We start from the raw sequence: 19,217 nt of genomic DNA, 5'->3' as shown, positions 1-19,217 counted from the left end.
TCGCTGGGGGTGAAATGAGCACATTTGTGTCTGCTCGGCCAAAGGGGGCTCAGCCCAGCGACGCGAGCGCCCGCACCAACTGGTCGACCTCGCCGATCGTCGAGTAGTGCGCCAACCCGATCGTCACCGCACCGCCGACGTCGTTGACGCCGAGCACCTCGAGCGCCCGCGACCCGCAGCTGGCGATCGCCAGGATGCCGTTGTCGGCCAGCCGCTGCACCACCCGGTCGGCGGGCACATCCTGCACGGCGACGCTGACCACCGGAATCCGGACCTCCGGCTGCCCGATCACCATCAGCCGGGGCAGCGACCGCAACGAGCTCAGCAGATAGTCGAACAGCCCGTTCAAGTAGGACGCCGCGGACTGCATCGACACCGAGAGCCGCTCGCGGCGGGTCCCGCGGGCTGACTCGTCCAGCGCGGCCAGGTACTCCACGCTGGCCACCACCCCGCCCAGCAGACCGAACTGGTGCCCGCCGAGCTCCAAACGGGCGGGACCGTAGGCGTCCGGATCGGCAGACATCGACCCGAACCGGTTGATCAGCGACGGGTCGCGGAACACCAGGGCGCCGATCGGCGGCCCACCCCAACTCAGCGCGTTGACCGCCACCACGTCGGCGTCGGCCTCGCGGATGTCGAGCAGCCGGTACGGCGCGGCCGCGGAGTGATCGACCACCGCCAACCCGCCGACCTCGTGAATCAGCTTGGTCACCGCCCGCAGGTCGGTGACGGTGCCTAGCGTCGCCGACGCCGAGGCGATCGCGACCAGCCGGGTCGACTTGCCGATCAGGTTCTCCCACTGCCAGGCGGGCAGCTCGCCGGTCTCGATGTCGACCTCGGCCCACTTCAGCTTGGCGCCGTACCGGTTGGCGGCGCGCAGCCAGGGCGCGATGTTGGCTTCGTCGTCGAGGCGGGTGACGACGATCTCGTAGCCCAGACCGGCGCGCGACGACGACGCGTCGGCCAGCGTGGTCAGCAACACCGCCCGGTCAGCGCCCAGCACCACCCCGGCGGGGTCGGCGCCCAGCAGGTCGGCGATCGCGTGACGAGCCGCTTCCAATACCGCCGCGCTGCGTTGCGCCATCGGATGCGGGCCGGTGCTGGTGGGGGCTGAACGGCGGAACGCGGTGGACACCGTGGTGGCGACCGAATCGGGGATCAGCATCCCGGAGGGGGCGTCGAAGTGCACCCATCCATCGCCCAGCGAGGGGTGCAAACCTCGCACCCGGGCGACGTCGTAGACCATGTCTGCCACCTTAAAGCTCCGCAGATCAGCAAACCGAAACGGTAGCTGGGCGCCCGGTTACGTCCCCGCCGCCCCGAGCCAGGTCACCCGGCCAGACATACTAGACCAGTGAGCTTGGGCCTTGGAGTGCTAGCTGCGCTGTTGCTGCAGATCGTGCCGGGCACGCTGGTGGGGCGGGTCGCCCGGCTAACGTGGCCGATGGCGGTCGTTGTTGGCCCGGCCCTGACTTACGGGGTGGTCGCCGCGGCGATCGTCCCGTTCGGTGCGGTCGGAATCCCTTGGAACGCATGGACGGCGCTGGCCGCGCTGGCGGTGGCGCTGGCCGTGATGGCCGGTTTGCGGGCTTTGCTGGCCCGCTACCGCGACGCCGGCGCCGACGCGCTGGCGGCCGGGCGCGATTCGGCGCTAGTGGTAGCAGCGGGCGTGCTGCTCGGCGCCCTGCTGATCGGCGCCGCCGCCCTGGCCGGCCTGCCGCACTGGCAAAGCATCCCGAGCACCTGGGACGCGGTCTGGCACGCCAACACCGTGCGCTTCATCCTGGACACCGGCCAGGCCTCGCCGACCCACATGGGCGAGCTGCGCAACGTCGAAACCCACGACCCGCTGTACTACCCCTCGGCGTTTCACGCCCTGACCGCGCTGCAGTGCCAGCTGACCGCGGCCGCGCCGACCACCGCCTACACGCTGCAGTCGCTGGCGGCCGCGATCTGGCTGTTCCCGGTCAGCGCCGCCGCCCTGGCCTGGCGGATGCTGCGGCCGGTGCTCTGCGAGCGGCGCACCGCCGGCGTGGCGGCCACCGCGGCAGTGCTGGCCGCGTCGTTCACCGCGGTGCCCTACATCGAGTTCGGCACCGCCGCGATGCCCAACCTGGTGGCCTACGGGCTGGCGGTGCCGGTGTTCGTGCTGATCACCTCTACCCCGGCGCACCGCGACAGGATCCCGGCGGCGGTGCTGGCACTGGTGGGGGCGCTGTCGGTGCACCTGACCGGCGGGGTCATCGTCATCCTGCTGGGGACGGCGTGGTGGCTGCTGGAGGCGCTGCGCCATCCGGTGCGCGGACGGCTCGCCGATTTCTGCACACTGGCCGGCGTCATGGGCCTCACCGGGCTGGTGATGCTGCCGCAGCTGCTCAGTGTGCGTAAACAGGCCGACATCATCGCCGGGCACTCGTTCCTGAGCTACCTGGGCCAGAAGCGGAACCTGTTCGACGCCATCTTCCAGCACACCCGCCACCTCAACGATTTCCCGGTGCAGCAGACGCTGATCGCGCTGGCACTGATCGGCGCGCTGATCCTGCTGGCCAGGCGGGTGTGGTGGCCGCTGGCGCTGTGGGCGGGGCTGATCGCGCTGATCGTGCACGCGGCGCAGCCGCTCGGCGGGCCGCTGGGCGCATTGCTCGGCCCGTTCGGCGACCTGTTCTACAACGACCCGCGCCGACTGTCGGCGGTGGTGACGCTGCTGCTGGTGCCGATGGCGGGTATCGCGCTGTTCACCCTGATCGCCGCGGTGGTGGCCGGTCCGGCGCGGACCCGGGTCACCGCGGCGCTGCTGGCCGCGACCACGTGGGTGGCGGTGGTGGTGACGGTGCACTCGGTGGCGCCGGTGCGCGGCCCGCTGAAGTCGCTGCTGGCGTGGGTGCGCCAATTGGGTCTGCCGCTGTCGGCGGTGCTCGGCATCGTGCTGGCGCTGATCGGCATCGTGGTGTTGGCGGCGGTGGTGGTCTGGCTGGTGGTCGGGTCGCGCCGCCTGGGCCGCTGGCTGCCCGAGCATCCGGCAGAGCCGCCGCGAATGGCGCAGCTGATCGCGGCGCTGCTGGTGATCAGCACCGTCGCGTTGGGCTGGCATTATTTTCCGCGGCATCGCTTCCTGCTCGGCGACAAATACGACTCGGTGATCGTCGACCAACGCGACCTGGACGCCTACGCCCACCTGGCCGCCCTGCCCGGTGCGCGCGACACCGTGATCGGGGACGCCAACACCGACGGCTCGGCATGGATGTACGCCGTCGCCGACCTGCACCCGTTGTGGACCCACTACGACTACCCGGTGCAGCAGGGCCCGGGACCCAACCGGTTCCTGTTCTGGGCGCACGCCGACGACGCCGACACCGACCCGCGGGTCGCCGACGTGGTGCGCGCCCTCAACATCCGCTACGTGCTGATCAGCGGCCCGATAGTCCGGGGATTCAAACTGCCCGACGGGCTAGGGTCACTAGACAAGTCCAAGTCGTGGGCGAAGATCTACGACAACGGCGGGGCCCGCATCTACGAATGGCGCGGACCCGGCACAGACGGAAGGGGAGCCCATTGAGCACCGGCGACGACGACGGCGTCGAGATCATCGGCGGCGCCGACCCGCGCCTGCTGGCCGAGTCCGACGCGGATGACCGGTCGCTGACCGATCTGGTCGAGCAGCCGGCCAAGGTGATGCGGATCGGCACCATGATCAAGCAGCTCCTCGAGGAGGTGCGGGCCGCCCCGCTCGACGACGCCAGCCGTTCCCGGTTGCGCGAGATCCACGCCCAGAGCATTCGCGAACTCGAGGACGGCCTGGCGCCCGAACTGCGCGAAGAACTCGACCGGCTGACCCTGCCGTTCACCGGGGACACCGTGCCCTCGGACGCCGAGCTGCGCATCGCGCAGGCCCAGCTGGTCGGCTGGCTGGAGGGGCTGTTCCACGGCATCCAGACGGCGTTGTTCGCCCAGCAGATGGCTGCCCGCGCCCAGCTGGAGCAGATGCGTCAGGGTGCGCTTCCGCCCGGGATGCGCGCTCCCGGCGCCGGGCACGGCCATTCCGACACCGGACAGTACCTGTAAGAGGTAGCTGTGCCCGATCCGTACATCGAGACGCGCGAGGCGTGGGTGGAGTTCCCCATCTTCGACGCCAAGTCGCGTTCGCTGAAGAAAGCGTTTCTCGGCAAGGCCGGCGGCAAGATCGGCCGCAACGACTCCAATGTGGTGGTCATCGAAGCGTTGCGGGACATCACGTTATCGCTGAAGCTGGGCGACCGAGTGGGCTTGGTCGGCCACAACGGTGCCGGGAAGTCGACGCTGCTACGGCTGTTGTCCGGGATCTACGAGCCCACCCGCGGGTCGGCGTCGGTGACCGGTCGGGTGGCGCCGGTGTTCGATCTCGGTGTGGGCATGGACCCGGAGATCTCCGGCTACGAGAACATCATCATCCGCGGACTGTTCCTGGGGCAGACGCGAAAACAGATGGCCGCCAAGGTCGATGAGATCGCTGAGTTCACCGAGCTCGGCGACTACCTGTCGATGCCGCTGCGGACCTATTCCACCGGGATGCGGGTGCGCCTGGCGATGGGCGTGGTCACCAGCATCGATCCCGAGATTCTGCTGCTCGACGAGGGGATCGGCGCCGTCGACGCCGAATTCCTGAAGAAGGCGCAGACCCGGCTGCAGAGTTTGGTGGAACGTTCCGGAATCCTGGTCTTCGCAAGCCATTCCAATGAATTCCTGGCCCGGCTGTGCAAGACGGCGATGTGGATCGACCACGGCACGATCAGGATGACCGGCGGCATCGAAGAAGTGGTGGGCGCCTACGAGGGCGAGGACGCCGCCCGCCACGTGCGCGACGTACTGGCCGAAACCGCCGGTGACATATGACCGAGCTGGTGTACGCGGTGGTGGTCACCCACCGCCGGCGCGAGCAGCTGGCCGAATCGCTGCGCGCTCTGAGCACCCAGAGCCGGTTGCCCGACCGTGTGATCGTGGTCGACAACGACTGCGATGAGCAGGTCCACGCGATGGTGGCCGGCATGCCGGTGCCCTCGACCTACCTGGGCTCGCGTCGAAACCTGGGTGGCGCAGGCGGTTTCGCCTTAGGGATGCTGCACGCACTGGCGGCCGGCGCCGACTGGGTGTGGCTGGCCGACGACGACGGGCGTCCGGCCGACTCCGAGGTGCTGGCCACCCTGTTGGCGTGCGCGGCCACGCATCGGCTGGCGGAGGTGTCGCCGATGGTGTGCAACCTCGACGATCCGGCGCGGCTGGCGTTCCCGCTGCGGCGCGGGCTGGTATGGCGGCGGCTGGCGTCTGAATTGCGCACGGAGGGGCCGGATCAGGATCTGCTGCCCGGCATCGCGTCGTTGTTCAACGGCGCGCTGTTCGCGGCGGCGACGCTGGAGGCGGTGGGAGTGCCGGACCTGCGGCTGTTCGTGCGCGGCGACGAGGTGGAGTTGCACCGCCGGTTGATGCGATCCGGGCTGCCGTTCGGAACCTGTCTGGGCGCGGTGTATCTGCATCCGTGCGGGTCCGATGAGTTCAAGCCGATTCTGGGCGGGCGGATGCACACCCAGTATCCCGACGACCACGCCAAGAGGTACTTCACCTACCGCAACCGCGGCTACCTGATGGCCCAGCCCGGAATGCGCAAGCTGCTGGTGCAGGAATGGCTGCGGTTCGGCTGGTACTTCCTGGTGTCGCGGCGTGACCCGGCCGGGTTGATCGAATGGATCCGGTTGCGGCGGCTGGGTCGTCGCGAACAGTTCAGCCGACCGGGGGAGAGCTGATGACCCGCGCCAACGCCGATGCAGAGCGCAGCGATGAGGAGAAGTGGCGCCGATGACCACAGTCGAAGCGGCCTCGGAATCCAAGACGATGCGTCGCGCCACCCGCGACCTGGTCGAGGGCTTCCAGCGCCGCGAGTTGTGGCTGCACCTGGGTTGGCAGGACATCAAGCAGCGCTACCGGCGCAGCGTGTTGGGGCCGTTCTGGATCACCATCGCCACCGGCACCACCGCGGTCGCGATGGGCGGGTTGTACTCCAAGCTGTTCCGGCTGAACCTGGCCGAGCATCTGCCGTACGTCACGCTCGGGCTCATCGTGTGGAACCTGATCAACGCGGCCATCCTGGAAGGCGCCGACGTGTTCGTCGCCAACGAGGGACTGATCAAGCAACTGCCCACACCGCTCTCGGTGCATGTGTACCGGCTGGTGTGGCGTCAGCTGATCCTGTTCGGCCACAACATCATCATCTACGTGGTGATCGCGATGATCTATCCGAAACCATGGTCGTGGGCCGATCTGACGGTGCTGCCGGCGCTGGCGCTGATCGTGCTCAACTGCGTCTGGGTGTCGCTGTGCTTCGGCATCCTGGCCACCCGCTACCGCGATATCGGGCCGCTGCTGGCCAGCGTGGTGCAGTTGCTGTTCTTCATGACGCCGATCATCTGGAACGACGCGACACTGCATCAGCAGGGCGCGCAGCGTTGGGCCAAGATCGTCGAACTCAACCCGTTGCTGCACTACCTGGACATCGTGCGGGCGCCGCTGCTGGGCGCACACCAGGAGATGCGGCACTGGGTGGTGGTGCTGGTGTTGACGGTGCTGGGTTGGGTGTTCGCGGCGTTTGCCATGCGCCAGTACCGGGCCCGGGTTCCTTACTGGGTGTAAGGAGTCATTTCCTCTTGATTTGATGAGCGTTTACGTTACGCTCAGGAACTGGTAAGCGCATGTTCCACGTCTTAGGGGAAGCCATGGAGCGCGTTGCACGAGCATCCGCGGTGGTCACCGCGATGGTGGCGGCTGCCGGTGGCCTGATGGCCGCTGTCCCAGCGGCGCCGGTTTCACCGTCGTTGCACTCAGCCGATATCCAGCTGACCGATGTCGCATCGAGCCTGCAGACCACGGTCGACGACGACTTCGCCTGGGGTCTGAACCTGCTGGGGGTGTCCGACCCGTCGGATCAGGCCAGCAGTACCGGGCTGCTGACCAGCGACGCCGACGCCGAGGCGGACCTGTATCACGTCATGCAGGACTTGTACCTCGCGGCGACGCAGGGGCCGAACGACACCATTCTCGACAACGGGCAAAGTCTCGATGCCCTGCTGGGAATCAGCCCCAGCCTCGACAGCACCACTCTGCACGAGCTCACCCCACTCCTGCTGGGGGTCGACCCCGGCGGTGTCCAGGACATCGTCAGCGGCGACGGCATCGGCGGCGGCCTGACCCCGAGCCTGGGTGGCCAGAACTTCGCCGGCAACACCGACCTGCAGACCTTCCTGCAGACGCAGCTGGGGCTCGACTTCGCCGGCATCTCGGCGACCCTGTTCCAAGCCGTGCAGCAGGTCCAGCTCGCCTTCGGGCAGGCGCTGGTCGCCGCCGAGCTGGCGTTCAACGAGAACCTGCTCGGTCGCGAGACGGCGATGATCGAGGCGCTGTTCGGCGCCGACGCTTCCGATGAGAACTTCCTCAACGGTGCCGTCAACCAGGCCTTCTACGAGTTCAACTCGATGATCCTGGCCCAGGAGCACGGCCTCAACGGGCTCCTGGGGGTCAGCTACGACCCGAACGACATCACGGCCAGCCTGCAGGGATTCGACAGCGGTGACGCCGGGTTCCTGGCGGACCTGGCCGGGCTCTCGCCGGAACAGTTCCAGGCGGCCATCGCCGATCTGTCCAACTTCGACGGCGACGCCTTCTTCTCGGCAGCCGGTGGCTTGTTCGACTGGAGCCAGTTCAGCGACTTGTTCACCGATGCGAGCGTGCAGGCCGCGATGCAGGCCGCGCTGCAGAGCGTGATGGAGTCCGTGTTCGGCATCGGCTGATCGGGGCTGGCCCCGCCCGCGATAGTCGGGGTAGTGACTGAAACCGGCCTCCCAGCGGCGCAACCCCCCGAATTCCGGGGTCGCATGTCAGCCTGGAGGCCGTTTTCAGCAGCGCCGCAGCCGATGGCAACACGCCGCAAGGCCGATCAAAGATCCAGCAGACCGGGCCGATGTCGCTGAACGCTAGTTGACGCCGCCGAATACGGTGCTGCCACCGGCGGCGCCGCCGTTGGCGCCGGACCCGATCCACACCGGCTGCTGCCAGAACGGCATGTACCCGGTGTTCATCGACGAACCCGAGCTCACGACCGTGGGAGCGTTCGACGCGGTGGTGGTGTACGAGTAGAGCTCATCGGTGCCACTGGCATTGCCGTAGACCGTGATCTCGGTACCGGCAGGCACGTGCCCGTTGACCGGGGTGAAGCCGGTGACGTTGCTCGGCATGGTGCCGTAGACACCGCCGGAGTCGATCAGACCGTTGACGTGCTGCAACGCCCCACCGTTGATCGACACCCACAGGTCGGCGTTGGGCGATCCGGCAACGCTGATCGCCCCATCACCCAGCGGGTTCGCGCCGAAGATCATCTCCTTGCCAGCCATGTCGATCAGCACACCCTTGCTCAGATCACCGGGCAGGGCCGAAAGAATTGCGCTGTAGTCAAGCGGGTTACCGGCAGCGTCGGTGTCCGGACCCACCGCGTTGGCGCCGATACCCAGAACGCCGTCGGCGCCGGCCGTCTGCAAGAACGACTCCAGGCTGGTCGGCCACAGCGTGTTCGGGTTCCACGAGAACAGCACCGCGTCGACCGTGGTCGGACTGGTGATGGCGCCGCCACCGAAGTCGATCGTGGTGGGCATCTCCAGATAGAAGTAGTTCAGACCGCCGGTGTAGGCGCCGAAACCCCAGCCGGTCGGGAAGTGCCAGTCGTTCCAGCCGATGTCGTACCAGGGAACCACCAGACCGTTGGATCCGGTGTCGACCACAACCGGGATGGCCGCGCCGCCGCCCAGCTTGACGTCAACCAGCGGCTCGGTGGTGTTGTAGACGTCCAGCGGGACGCTGACCGTGGACGGCGTCGAGGCTTCGGCGAGCGCGGGGGCCGCGCCCACGGCGGCGGCGTCGTCATCGACCGGCAGGCCCAGCGGGTTGGCCACCCACTGGTTGAAGGCGTTCTCCAGCGGGGTGAAGACGTCCTGCTGCAGCCACTGGTCGAAGTCGGGGACCGCGACCGACGACGCCGACAGCGCGTCGATGTCGCCCAGGTTCGCGCTGTTCGCGAACAGGTCGTCGAATCCGCTGGTCAGGTCGGTGTCGCCGAAGCTGAGAGCCGACGGGTCGAAGAGGCCGTCGAACAGCGCCGTCCAGGTGCCGGCGTCGAACCAGGAGCTGGGGTCGAGCAGGTCCTCGAGACCGAAGTCGGCGTGCGCCGGCGGGGCGACGGCAACGGGCGCCATCCCGAAGGTCAGGACGGCCCCGGCTGCGGCAACGGCCCCGACCAGACGGCGTCGATTGTGACGCGGCATGTAGCCCCCTCGTGCTCAGATTTAGCGCGACTCAGAAAAGGCTAAGTTACCGGCCCACATGCGCTCAGGTCAACGGGCGCGGGCGTAGCTGGCGAGACGTCGAGCACCGGGCTCAGTGGCAGAGCTCGTCGACCTTCTTGAGCTGCTCGTCGAGGTCCTTACGCAGCGGAACCTGAGCCTCGTTGGGCTGCCCGGCCAGGTAGCTGACTCCCAGTCGCTCCAGGGTGTCGCCCAGCGAGGAGACGGCATCGGCCAGGTCCTTGGGCGCCGCCGGCTGGTCGCCCAGCAGGTCGTGCAGGTAGGCCCCGCCGCCGAGCAAGGCCAGCCGCGCGTTGGCGGCCACGGCGAGACCGCCGCGGGGGTCGTCGTGGGCCGGGTTGACCAGGTGGGTGTTGATGACCACGCCTTCGCGCACCGCCTTGGACTGCATGCACACCCGGGCCTTGGCGTCGCGGACATCTTCGTCGCTGTAGGACGACTGGTCCGACGACGAACGCCACCACCAGGCGCCGGCCAGCGCCGCCGCGAGCACGGCAATCGCCAAGGCCGCCACCATCACTCGCGGCGATGACCCCGCGGAGTCTGTGCTGGGACGATGCCCGCCGCCCCCGCCGGACCGCGCGCGCTTGTCCGGCGACGGGGCGTGATCAGGCTCAACGGTGTCGTTCACCGCGCGATCGTAACGCGTGCTTTCTGTCATCGAAGGATGCCCGTCGAGGTCGTTCAGTGGCCGTCGGCGCCGTCAGCGCCGGGCGCACCGTCGGCACCGTCCGCGCCGTCCTGGCCGCCGACGCCGCCCTTGCCTCCGGCGCCGCCTTTACCGCCGGCACCGCCTTTGCCGCCCTGGCCGCCGGCGCCACCTTGCCCACCGGCGCCGCCCTTGCCGCCGGCACCGCCCTTGCCGCCCTGGCCCCCTTGGCCGCCGGCGCCGCCCTGACCTGGTGCGCCGTCGGCCCCGTCCTGTCCGTCGGCGCCGTCGGGCCCGGACATCCGGGGCATGCTGATGCCGGCGGGGGCACCGCCGTCATCGGGTGCGCCGAAGGCGGCGGGCATGCCGGGAGCCATCGCGAATGCCAACGCGGTGCTGGCCGCCAGCCCCACGCCGATCGAGCGCCAACGGTTCATGGAAATGCCTCCTGATCGGTTGAGCATCGAGTGTCCGCCAAGGTAGTGCACCGGGGGCGTCACCGTAGCCCCATCGCCATGAAGTCCAGCCGCCACAGCGACTGGAACAGCTTGCGGGCGAACTTCTCCATCTCCACGGTGTTGGTCCGCGGCGCCTCGCCGCTCTCCGCAACCGCCGCGACGATCTCTCGAATGCTGAGAGAACCATTAATCTTCTGGACGAACGGCAACTGGGCCGGGCTCAGTCGGACCCGCCAGTCCGGCCGGAAGATCTCGTTACCGGTCACGCCGCACCGCTGCCGCCACAGCGGCACGTAATCCAGGCTCTCCTGGGTGGAGAAATCGATGGCGTAGGTCTCGCGCGGACGGTCCGGCCGGCAGGCGATAAAGAAATGGCACGCATTCAGGCTGTAAAAGCGCTCCATTACCGACCACTGCGTCGCCTCGGGCAGGTCATTGACCCGCGCATAAAGCGCATTCGGCGAGGAGAACAGATCGTGGCAGTGATACGGCGCCTTTTGCAGCCAGGACTGGAACACCAGACCCGCCGATTGCACCATCGCCATGCAGTCGTCGACGGTGTAGCTGCGATCCCGGCCGTGCAGGAAGGTGTCAACCAGGGCGGCGTCGTCGCGCAGATCCCGGGCGACCTTCACATAGCCGCGCGCCGGATGATCGGCCGGCAGCAGGTTCAGCGTGTCCTTGACCGTGCGCACCGACGCGTCGTCCTGGCGTAGTCCCAGGTCACGGAACACCGACTGCATCAGTTCCACACCGAAGCGGCCGTAACGCGCGTAGAGCATCAGGGCCAGCACGCCATCCGGGCGCAGGCACTGGGCCAGGGCCTTGGCCCCGGCGTCCGGGTCGGCCAGGTGGTGCAGCACGCCGGTGGACACGATCAGGTCGAAGTCGCGGCCCAGGCTCGGCACTTCCTCAATCGGAAGCAGCTTCAACTCCAGGTTCCACAGGCCGTGTTTGTCCTTGAGGTATTGCTGGTGGTCCAACGACGGCTGGCTGACGTCGATCGCCAACACCTTGGCGTCGGGATTGGTGAATGCGAAAACCGCGGCCTGATTGGTGCCACAGCCGGCGATCAAAATGTCGGCGTCGCGTTTGTACTCCCGGTTGGGCCACAACAGCCGGTGCGCGTGGCTGGGGTCGAACCACTCCCAGTTGCTGGTCAGCCAGCGCTCCAGGTCCTGAATGGGAGGCGGGTACTGCCACCGCTCGTACTGGCGCGAAACAATGTCAGCCTGCGGATTCTCGGTCACCTCAACGGGCTCCTCACTAAGCGCTTTAGGGACTACCGGCGCCCGATGGGCCCGGATCATATGGCGGGGTGAGCGTATCGGAGAACCGGCGCGACATCACCGCCATGGCGAAATCCGTTGGGCGGATCGGGGTTCGGGCGCTCGGGTCCGGGGTTCCGGCGAGCCGGCGGCGTCCGGGAAGAGCTGGGCGCGGCGGTGAACCCGTCCCGGCGGCCCGAAGGGTGGGGCGGAGCCGAAAAAGCTCTGTTGACGTGGGTGTTTGCGCGGACTACCTTTAAGCGGACTAAGAATCACTTAGCAGTTCGTCAAGTCTGGCCTCCAGTAGCAGGTCACGGCGCTTGAGGTATCCGCATGGCCGGTCGACACCGCAGCGGGGGGCGTAAGCGGATGGCTGCTGCGACGACGGCGGTCGGGGCCGTGCTGGCACTCGGCCTGTCGCCATGGGCATCGGCGCCGACGGCGCGCGCTGACCTGCTCGACATCGACTGGCTCTCCGATCTGATCGCCCCGGTCGCCGACGGCGGACAAGATCCGGCGATGCTGTTCCAGCTGTCCATCTATGACCCGCTGCATCAGGTGATGGTCGACTGGATCAACAGCGACCTCGGGCAGCAGGTCGACGACTGGATCAATCAGTTCGCCCCGGCCGGAACGATATTCATCGGCAATGGATCCGCCGGCGCGGCCGGGACCGTCGAAGATCCGCTCGGTGGCGTCGGCGGTGACGGCGGGCTGTGGTTCGGCGACGGCGGCCATGGCGGCGCCGGTTACGGCGACGCGCCCGGCGGGGCCGGCGGGGATGCGGGCTTCTTCGGCGACGGCGGCGACGGAGGGGCGGGCGGCGCGGACGGCGGTGCCGGGGGTGCTGGCGGTGACGGTGGATCCTGGATGGGTCTGGGTGGCACCGGTGGCAGCGGTGGTCTGGGAGCGGCCGGCGGTGACGGCGGCGACGCCGTCGGTTGGTTGTTCGGGACGGGCGGCGCCGGCGGCGATGGAGGCACCGGCCAAGCGGGCCAACCCGGCCAATCCGGCGCCGGCGGCGGCGACGGCGGCAGCGGCGGCCACAGCAGCGCCCTGCTCGGCGACGGCGGCCACGGTGGCCGGGGAGGCATCGGCGGCCAGGGCGGGCAGGGCGGTCAGGGCGCCGATGGCGAAGCCGCCACCGACCCGGGCGCCACCGGTGGCGACGGCGCCGATGGAGGCAACGGCGGCGGCGGTGGCCAGGGCGGACAAGGCGGCGGCGGAGGCACCGCGGCACATGGGTCAGCCGGCATCAACGGCGATGGCGGAGCAGGTGGCCGCGGCGGTGACGCGGGTGCGCCGGGCAACGGCGGAGCCGGGGGCGCCGGCGACGCGACCCACCCCGACGCCGGCGACGGCGGTCGCGGCGGTGATCCGGGCGCGGCCGGCCAGGGCGGTGCCGGCGGCGCAGCCGGAACCGGCGGTCGGGCCGGCACCGGTACCGAAGGCGCCCACGGCCCAACTGGTCTCGCGGTCAGCGGCGTCGTCGGCAACGGCGGCGATGGCGGCGCCGGGTTCGACGTCGCCGCCTACAACACCGCACACCCGCAGGCCATGTTGTTCTCGGTCCGAGGCGGCGTGGGCGGTGACGGTGGTGCGGCCGGGCTACTCGGCAATGGCGGGGACGGCGGTGCCGGCGGTAACGGCGGCCAGGGCGGAACCGGTGGCAACGGCGGCTTCAACGGCGGCAACGGCGGCGGCGGCGGGGCCGGGGGCAAAGGCGGGGACGGCGGTGCCGGAGGTGCGCTGAACGGGGCCGGCGGCAACGGCGGGCAGGGCGGCGACGGCGGGGCCGGCGGCCAAGGCGGGCACGGCAATACCGGAACCGGCGGCAACGGAGGTCATGGCGGCGCGGCGGGCGCCGGCGGCAAGGGCGGCGTGGGCACGGCCGGTGTCCAGGGCAGCTTCACCACCGGGGACGGCACCGGTACCGCCGGCAGCAACGGCGGCAACGGCGGCGCCGGGGGAACCGGCGGTATCGGGGGCGGCGCGGGCACCGGTGGCGCGGGCAACGGCACCAACGGCAGCGGTGGTACCGGCGGCAACGGCGGCGATGCGGGGGTCGGCGGTAATGGCGGCGACGGCGCCGCGGGAACCGCCGCGCACCTCGATGGCGGTAACGGCGGCACGGGCGGGGACGCCGGCACGGTCGGTACCCACGGCGACGGCGGTGCGGCGGGCAGCACGGCGAACGCGGGTGCCGGCAGCCACGGCGCCGACGGAACCGACGGCACCATCCCGACCGCAGCATCGGGCAACGGCGGAAACGGTGGAAACGGCTACAGCCCAGCCACTTCTGGCTCCAACGGTGGCAACGGCGGGAATGGTGGCGCCGGCGGCGACCACGGCAACGGCGGCCAGGGCGGTAACGGTGGAAACGGCGCCACCGGGGCAACCGGCGTCAACCCCTCGGCGGGACAGGCCGCTACCGGCGGCAATGGCACCAACCAGGTCTGCGTGCTCGGCTGTACTCCCGCCACCAACGGCCAGACCGGCAGCAACGGCACCGTTGCCGGTCAGGTGGGCGGCACCGGCGGTATCGGCGGCAGCGGCGGTGGACTCCTCGGTATCGGCGCACAGGCCGGCAACGGCGGCGCCGGCGGCAACGGTGGTGCGGCGGCGGCCGGCGGTGTCGGCGGTGCCGGGGGAGCGGCAGCCGGGGCCGCGGGCGTCACCAGCGCCACCGGCGGCACGGGCGGGCACGGCGGGAATGCCGGCGGTGTCGGCACGGCCGGCGGAACCGGGGGCAGCGGCGGCCACGGCGGCGCGGGCGGGGCCGGTGGCGCGATCTCCGGTGACGGGGGCGCGGGTGGTGCCGGAGGCAACGGGGGCACCGGCGGCATCGGTGCCGTCGGCCCCGCGGGGGGTGCCGGAGGCACGGGCGGCAACGCGAGCGTCGCTGTGAATCTCGGGACTGTTCAAGCCGGTAACGGCGGCGTCGGCGGGGTCGGAGCGCTCGGCGGCAGCGGCGGGACCGGGGGCAACGGGGGCGCGGGAGGCGCCGGGGGGACAGCTGCCCACGGCACCGTCGGTTCCGGCGGGGACGGCGGCAACGCCGGCTCCGGCGGTAGCGGGGGGACCGGCGGTGCCGGGGGCGCGGGTGGCAATGGCGGCGATGGCTCCACCACGCTGGGCTTCACCGGACATGCCGGCAGCGGTGGCACCGGGGGTACCGGCGCGAATGGGGGCGGCGGGGGCGGTGCAGGCGCCGTCGGCGCGGCCGGCGGCCCCGGCGGCAGTGCCGGCGATCCGGGCAGCACGGGCAGTACCGGCGGCACCGGGGCCACTGGCGCAACCGGCCAAAAAGGCCGGGGAATCTAGTCTGTACCTACCAAAATCCTGAGCGTTCCTAAGCGATCTGCTCACGCCCTGGCCACCGCGGCTTCAGAGCGGAAAAAACAAGCTGACTTGCTAGAATTACGACTCCGTCAATTATCGATGGTCGGCGAAAAGAGGAAATTCCAATGCGTTGACCCTGGCCATCCGGACCGGCTACCTTAATGCGGACTGAGAACCGGCTCCATTCGGTTCGTCGTGATGTAGGCGCGAACACCTAGGGGAATCGGAATGGCTGGTCGGGGTCACGGTGGATTGCGCGCGCACACCCGCGGGCGCCTGCGGGCCAGCGCTGCCACCACGGCGGCCGGAGCCTTCTTCGCGTTCGGGTTGTCGCCGCTGGCACCGCCTCCCCGTGCACACGCCGATCTGTTGGACATCGACTGGCCGACCGACCTGATCGCGGACACCGGCCAGGCCACTCCGAGCCTCGACGTCAACTCCTGGTGGGACCTGGCCTGGCCGGATCACAGCGGCGGTGATGCGCTGCCCGCCGCCGGTGACCCGTTCGACCTGACCGGCCTGCTGCAGCAGTCCCTGTACGACCCGATGCATCAGCTGATGGTCGACTGGATCAACAGCGACATCGGGCAGCAGGTCGATGACTGGATCAACCAGTTCGCGCCGGCCGGAACGATTTTCATCGGCAACGGCGCGGCCGGTGCGGACGGAACGATCGACGACCCGACCGGCGGTGACGGCGGTGACGGCGGGCTGTGGTTCGGCGACGGCGGTGCCGGCGGTGCCGGGTACGGCGACGCGGCCGGTGGTGACGGCGGGGCCGCCGGATACTTCGGCACCGGCGGCGCCGGGGGCGTCGGTGGCCTCGATGGTGGTGCCGGTGGCGACGGCGGGGCCGGTGGCTTCTGGATGGGCATGGGCGGTGTCGGCGGGGCCGGTGGTGCGGGCGGCGGTGCCGCTGGTGCCGGCGGTGACGCGGTCGGCTGGTTCGTCGGCACCGGCGGGGCCGGTGGCGCGGGCGGCTCCGGTCTTGCCGGCGGTCACGGCGCGGCAGGCCAGGCGGGTCAAGCCGGGGGTAACGGCGGTGAGGGCGCCGCCGGTGGCAACGGTGGCCAAGGTGGTGCCGGCGGTGCCAGCAAGGCGGTCTTCGGCAACGGCGGCGCCGGTGGAGCCGGGGGCGAAGGCGGCGCGGGCGGCGACGGCGGAAGCGGCGCGGACGGAACAACCGGCGAGGTCGGGGTGGACGGCGGCGACGCCGGCAACGGAGGCAACGGAGCGCTGGGCGGTAACGGCGGCGCCGGTGGGGCGGGCGGAACCTCCGAGCATGGCGTGGCCGGCGCCAACGGCGACGGCGGTGAGGGCGGTCAGGGCGGCGGCGGAGGTACCCCAGGCAACGGCGGCGACGGCGGTGACGGGGACGCCGGTAACCCGGACGCCGGCGACGGCGGCGACGGCGGCAACCCGGGCGAAGTAGGCCAAGGCGGCCAGGGCGGTGCAGCCGGAACCGGCGGCTTGACCGGCACCGGCACGGCGGGCCAGGACGGTGCTGCCGGCCGCGAGGTCACCGGTGTGGTCGGCAACGGTGGCGTCGGCGGCGCCGGATTCGACGTGGCGGCCTACAACGCCGCACACCCGCAGGCCATGTTGTTCGCCGCCCGCGGCGGCGCGGGTGGCGACGGCGGTGCAGCCGGCCTGTTGGGCAACGGCGGCAACGGCGGGACCGGTGGCAACGGCGGGGTCGGCGGCAACGGGGGCAACGGGGGTTACAACGGCGGCAACGGCGGGGCCGGTGGTGCCGGCGGCAAGGGGGGCGACGGCGGAAACGGTGGCGCGCTCGGCGGCGCGGCGGGCAACGGCGGCCAGGGCGGGGACGGTGGGACCGGCGGCCAAGGCGGGCACGGCAACATCGGGACCGGCGGCAACGGCGGACATGGCGGTGCGGCCGGCGCCGGCGGCAAGGGCGGTACCGGATTGGCCGGGACCGCGGGCAGTTTCACCACCGGTGACGGCAACGGAACCGACGGTGGGGCCGGCGGTAACGGCGGCCACGGCGGTGCCGGCGGAGTCGGCGGGAATGCGGGCACCGGTGGTGCCGGCAACGGAAACAACGGCAACGGCGGACTCGGCGGCAATGGGGGCGACGCCGGCGCCGGCGGCAATGGTGGTGACGGCGCCCAGGGGACCGCGGCCAACGTCAACGGCGGTGACGGCGGAAACGGTGGGAACGCCGGAGCGGCGGGCAATCACGGCGCCGGGGGCGCGGCCGGCAGCGCCGCCAACGCCGGTGCGGGCAGCCACGGCAACGACGGCAGCGACGGCAACACCCCGACCGGGGTGTTCGGCAGCGGCGGTAAGGGCGGTGACGGCTTCACGTCCACCGTCGCCGGCGCCTCGGGCGGCAACGGCGGCAGCGGCGGTGACGGCGGCGATCACGGCAACGGCGGCGCCGGCGGTGACGGCGGCAACGGGGTGGCCGGCGGCAACGGCGTCAACGCCACGGTTGCCGGCGCCTCGGGCACCAGCGGTTCCACCGGCGGCAGCGGTGGCAGCGGCGGTAACGGCGGTCTGGGCGGCTCGATCAGCGGCAACGGCGGCGCCGGCGGTGCGGGCGGTACCGGTGCGGTCGGCGGGGCCGGCGGCTACGGATTGGGCGGCACCGACGCATCCGTCGGCAACCCGGTCGGCAGCAACCAGGCCAACGACGGCATGGCCGGCGGTGACGGCGGTGCGGGCGGACACGGCGGCGCCGGAGGTAACGGCGGCACCGGTGGCGGGGTGGCCGCCGGCGGCAGTGGCAGTGTCGGTGCCACCGGAAACGCAGGCGGCGGAGGCAATGGTGGCGCCGGGGGCGCCGCGGGCAACGGCGGGAATGGCGCTGCCGGCAACAGCTTTGCGGTCAACGGCGGTGACGGCGGCAAGGGCGGCGACTCCGGAGCGGGCGGAACCGGCGGCGCTCGTGGCACCGGTGCCGGTAGCGCCACAGCGGGCAGCAACGGCAGCATGCCCACCGGCGCGGTTGGCAACGGCGGTAAGGGCGGTGACGGTTTCACGTCCACGGTGGCCGGGGCCAACGGCGGCGCGGGCGGCACCGGTGGTGACGGCGGCAACATCGGCAACGGTGGTGATGGCGGTGCCGGGGGCAACGGTGTGGCGGGGGCTGCCGGGGTGAATGGCACCACCAGCACCGCCGGCGCTGGCAGCCCTGGAACTGGCTCCGGCGATCCGGGCGATAACGGTTCAAACGGCACTGTCGCAGGACAAGGCGGCGGTGCGGGTGGGGCGGGCTACACCCAGGACCGGGGAGGAAGCATCTTTGCGGGCTCGGCCACCGGTAGCGCCGGCGGAAGCGGAGGCAGCGGTGGTGTCGGTGCAGCGGCGGGCAACGGTGGTGCCGGCGGCGGCGCGACGACCGGCGGTTCGGGTAGCGCGGCCGCGGGTGTCGGCGGCAACGGTGGTCAGGGTGGCATCGGCCACACTGGGACGACGGGGGGCAGCGGTGGTGCCGGCGGGGCCGGCGGTAAGGGCGGGTCGATCTCTGGTGACGGCGGCGACGGCGGTGCTGGCGGCACCGGCGGTGCTGGTGGCGCAGGCGCACAAGGTGTCACCGGCGGTACCGGTGGGAACGGTGGAACCGCCAACGTATCGGTGAATGCGGTTGGTCAGCACATCGACGGGGGTAACGGTGGCAAAGGTGGCGTTGGTGGCACCGGTGGTACCGGTGGCGTTGGTGGTCAGGGCGGAGTCGGCGGCAACGCGGGCACAGCCACCAACGGTACGGCGGGGACTGCGGGCAAGGGCGGCGACGGCGGTGCGGGCGGCACCGGCGGTAATGGCGGCAACGGCGGAACCGGCGGCAACGGTGGCCATGCCACAGGTAATGGCGGGGGTGCATCCAAGAACCCCGGCGACGCCGGCACCGGTGGTTCCGGTGGCGGAAAGGGGAGCGGCGGCACAGGTGGTGGTGGTGGAACCGGCGGCCTCACCGGAACCGGCACGCCCTCGGGCCTCAATGGCGCCAATGGGGCGACGGGCAGCCAAGGTGCGAGTGATGGCGGTGGAGGAGCTAGTGGCAGCGGTGGCTAAGCCTCGACTGCGTATCCACGCCAGCGCGTGCAGCCTTCAGTCGCCGAAGTAGGTCCGATCCGACTCTTCCTGTATTGCGTAACAA

The 19,217-nt window shown here is 70.9% G+C and carries 13 protein-coding genes; 8 read left to right on the top strand and 5 right to left on the bottom strand.

The window, feature by feature from the left end; genetic code table 11:
- Positions 1-49: 49 nt before the first annotated feature.
- Positions 50-1,246 (bottom strand): cysteine desulfurase-like protein, encoded by a 1,197-nt coding sequence (locus tag AC5Y36_RS06670; RefSeq protein WP_500040080.1) that lies wholly within the window; start codon positions 1,244-1,246, stop codon positions 50-52.
- A gap of 108 nt (positions 1,247-1,354) precedes the next feature.
- On the opposite strand from AC5Y36_RS06670, the gene AC5Y36_RS06665 reads away from it, so the two are divergent.
- The 6 genes from AC5Y36_RS06665 to AC5Y36_RS06640 all read left to right on the top strand — a co-directional run bounded on the left by AC5Y36_RS06665 (position 1,355) and on the right by AC5Y36_RS06640 (position 7,811).
- On the top strand, positions 1,355-3,556 hold the full coding sequence (locus AC5Y36_RS06665) for a DUF6541 family protein (protein ID WP_500040079.1): 2,202 nt from the start codon (positions 1,355-1,357) through the stop codon (positions 3,554-3,556).
- Positions 3,553-4,062, top strand: coding sequence for a bacterial proteasome activator family protein (locus tag AC5Y36_RS06660; protein ID WP_500040078.1), 510 nt, complete (start codon positions 3,553-3,555; stop codon positions 4,060-4,062). Before AC5Y36_RS06665 ends, AC5Y36_RS06660 begins: the two co-directional genes overlap by 4 nt.
- 9 nt (positions 4,063-4,071) lie before the next feature.
- The gene (wzt, locus tag AC5Y36_RS06655) at positions 4,072-4,869 is read left to right on the top strand and encodes a galactan export ABC transporter ATP-binding subunit Wzt/RfbE (RefSeq protein WP_500040077.1); all 798 of its coding nucleotides are present in this window, start codon (positions 4,072-4,074) and stop codon (positions 4,867-4,869) included.
- Positions 4,866-5,774 carry a galactofuranosyltransferase GlfT1 gene (gene glfT1, locus AC5Y36_RS06650; RefSeq protein WP_500040076.1) on the top strand — a complete coding sequence of 303 codons (909 nt, stop codon included), beginning with the start codon at positions 4,866-4,868 and terminating at the stop codon, positions 5,772-5,774. Before wzt ends, glfT1 begins: the two co-directional genes overlap by 4 nt.
- Positions 5,775-5,826: 52 nt before the next feature.
- Positions 5,827-6,657, top strand: a complete 831-nt coding sequence (wzm, locus tag AC5Y36_RS06645; RefSeq protein ID WP_500040075.1) for a galactan export ABC transporter permease subunit Wzm/RfbD — start codon at positions 5,827-5,829, stop codon at positions 6,655-6,657.
- Between the two features lie 83 nt (positions 6,658-6,740).
- Positions 6,741-7,811 carry a hypothetical protein gene (locus AC5Y36_RS06640; RefSeq protein WP_500040074.1) on the top strand — a complete coding sequence of 357 codons (1,071 nt, stop codon included), beginning with the start codon at positions 6,741-6,743 and terminating at the stop codon, positions 7,809-7,811.
- 183 nt (positions 7,812-7,994) lie between these two features.
- Here the strand turns inward: AC5Y36_RS06640 and AC5Y36_RS06635 are convergent, their stop codons facing one another.
- The 4 genes from AC5Y36_RS06635 to AC5Y36_RS06620 all read right to left on the bottom strand — a co-directional run bounded on the left by AC5Y36_RS06635 (position 7,995) and on the right by AC5Y36_RS06620 (position 11,731).
- Complete coding sequence (locus AC5Y36_RS06635; RefSeq protein WP_500040073.1) at positions 7,995-9,335, bottom strand: PecA family PE domain-processing aspartic protease; 1,341 nt, start codon at positions 9,333-9,335, stop codon at positions 7,995-7,997.
- A 112-nt stretch (positions 9,336-9,447) separates the two neighbouring features.
- Positions 9,448-10,005 (bottom strand): hypothetical protein, encoded by a 558-nt coding sequence (locus AC5Y36_RS06630; RefSeq protein WP_500040072.1) that lies wholly within the window; start codon positions 10,003-10,005, stop codon positions 9,448-9,450.
- Positions 10,006-10,058: 53 nt separating this feature from the next.
- Positions 10,059-10,460, bottom strand: coding sequence for a hypothetical protein (locus AC5Y36_RS06625; protein WP_500040071.1), 402 nt, complete (start codon positions 10,458-10,460; stop codon positions 10,059-10,061).
- A gap of 59 nt (positions 10,461-10,519) precedes the next feature.
- The gene (locus AC5Y36_RS06620) at positions 10,520-11,731 is read right to left on the bottom strand and encodes a class I SAM-dependent methyltransferase (RefSeq protein ID WP_500040070.1); all 1,212 of its coding nucleotides are present in this window, start codon (positions 11,729-11,731) and stop codon (positions 10,520-10,522) included.
- 351 nt (positions 11,732-12,082) lie between these two features.
- Here AC5Y36_RS06620 and AC5Y36_RS06615 point away from each other — a divergent pair, with 351 nt between their 5' ends.
- The gene (locus AC5Y36_RS06615; protein WP_500040069.1) at positions 12,083-15,073 is read left to right on the top strand and encodes a PE family protein; all 2,991 of its coding nucleotides are present in this window, start codon (positions 12,083-12,085) and stop codon (positions 15,071-15,073) included.
- A gap of 246 nt (positions 15,074-15,319) precedes the next feature.
- Entirely contained in the window at positions 15,320-19,132 is a 3,813-nt protein-coding gene (locus tag AC5Y36_RS06610) for a PE family protein (RefSeq protein WP_500040068.1), read from the top strand.
- Positions 19,133-19,217: the final 85 nt, after the last annotated feature.

The organism is Mycobacterium sp. NGS50, from assembly GCF_059812545.1.
This window is presented reverse-complemented; position numbering and strand designations above follow the sequence as displayed.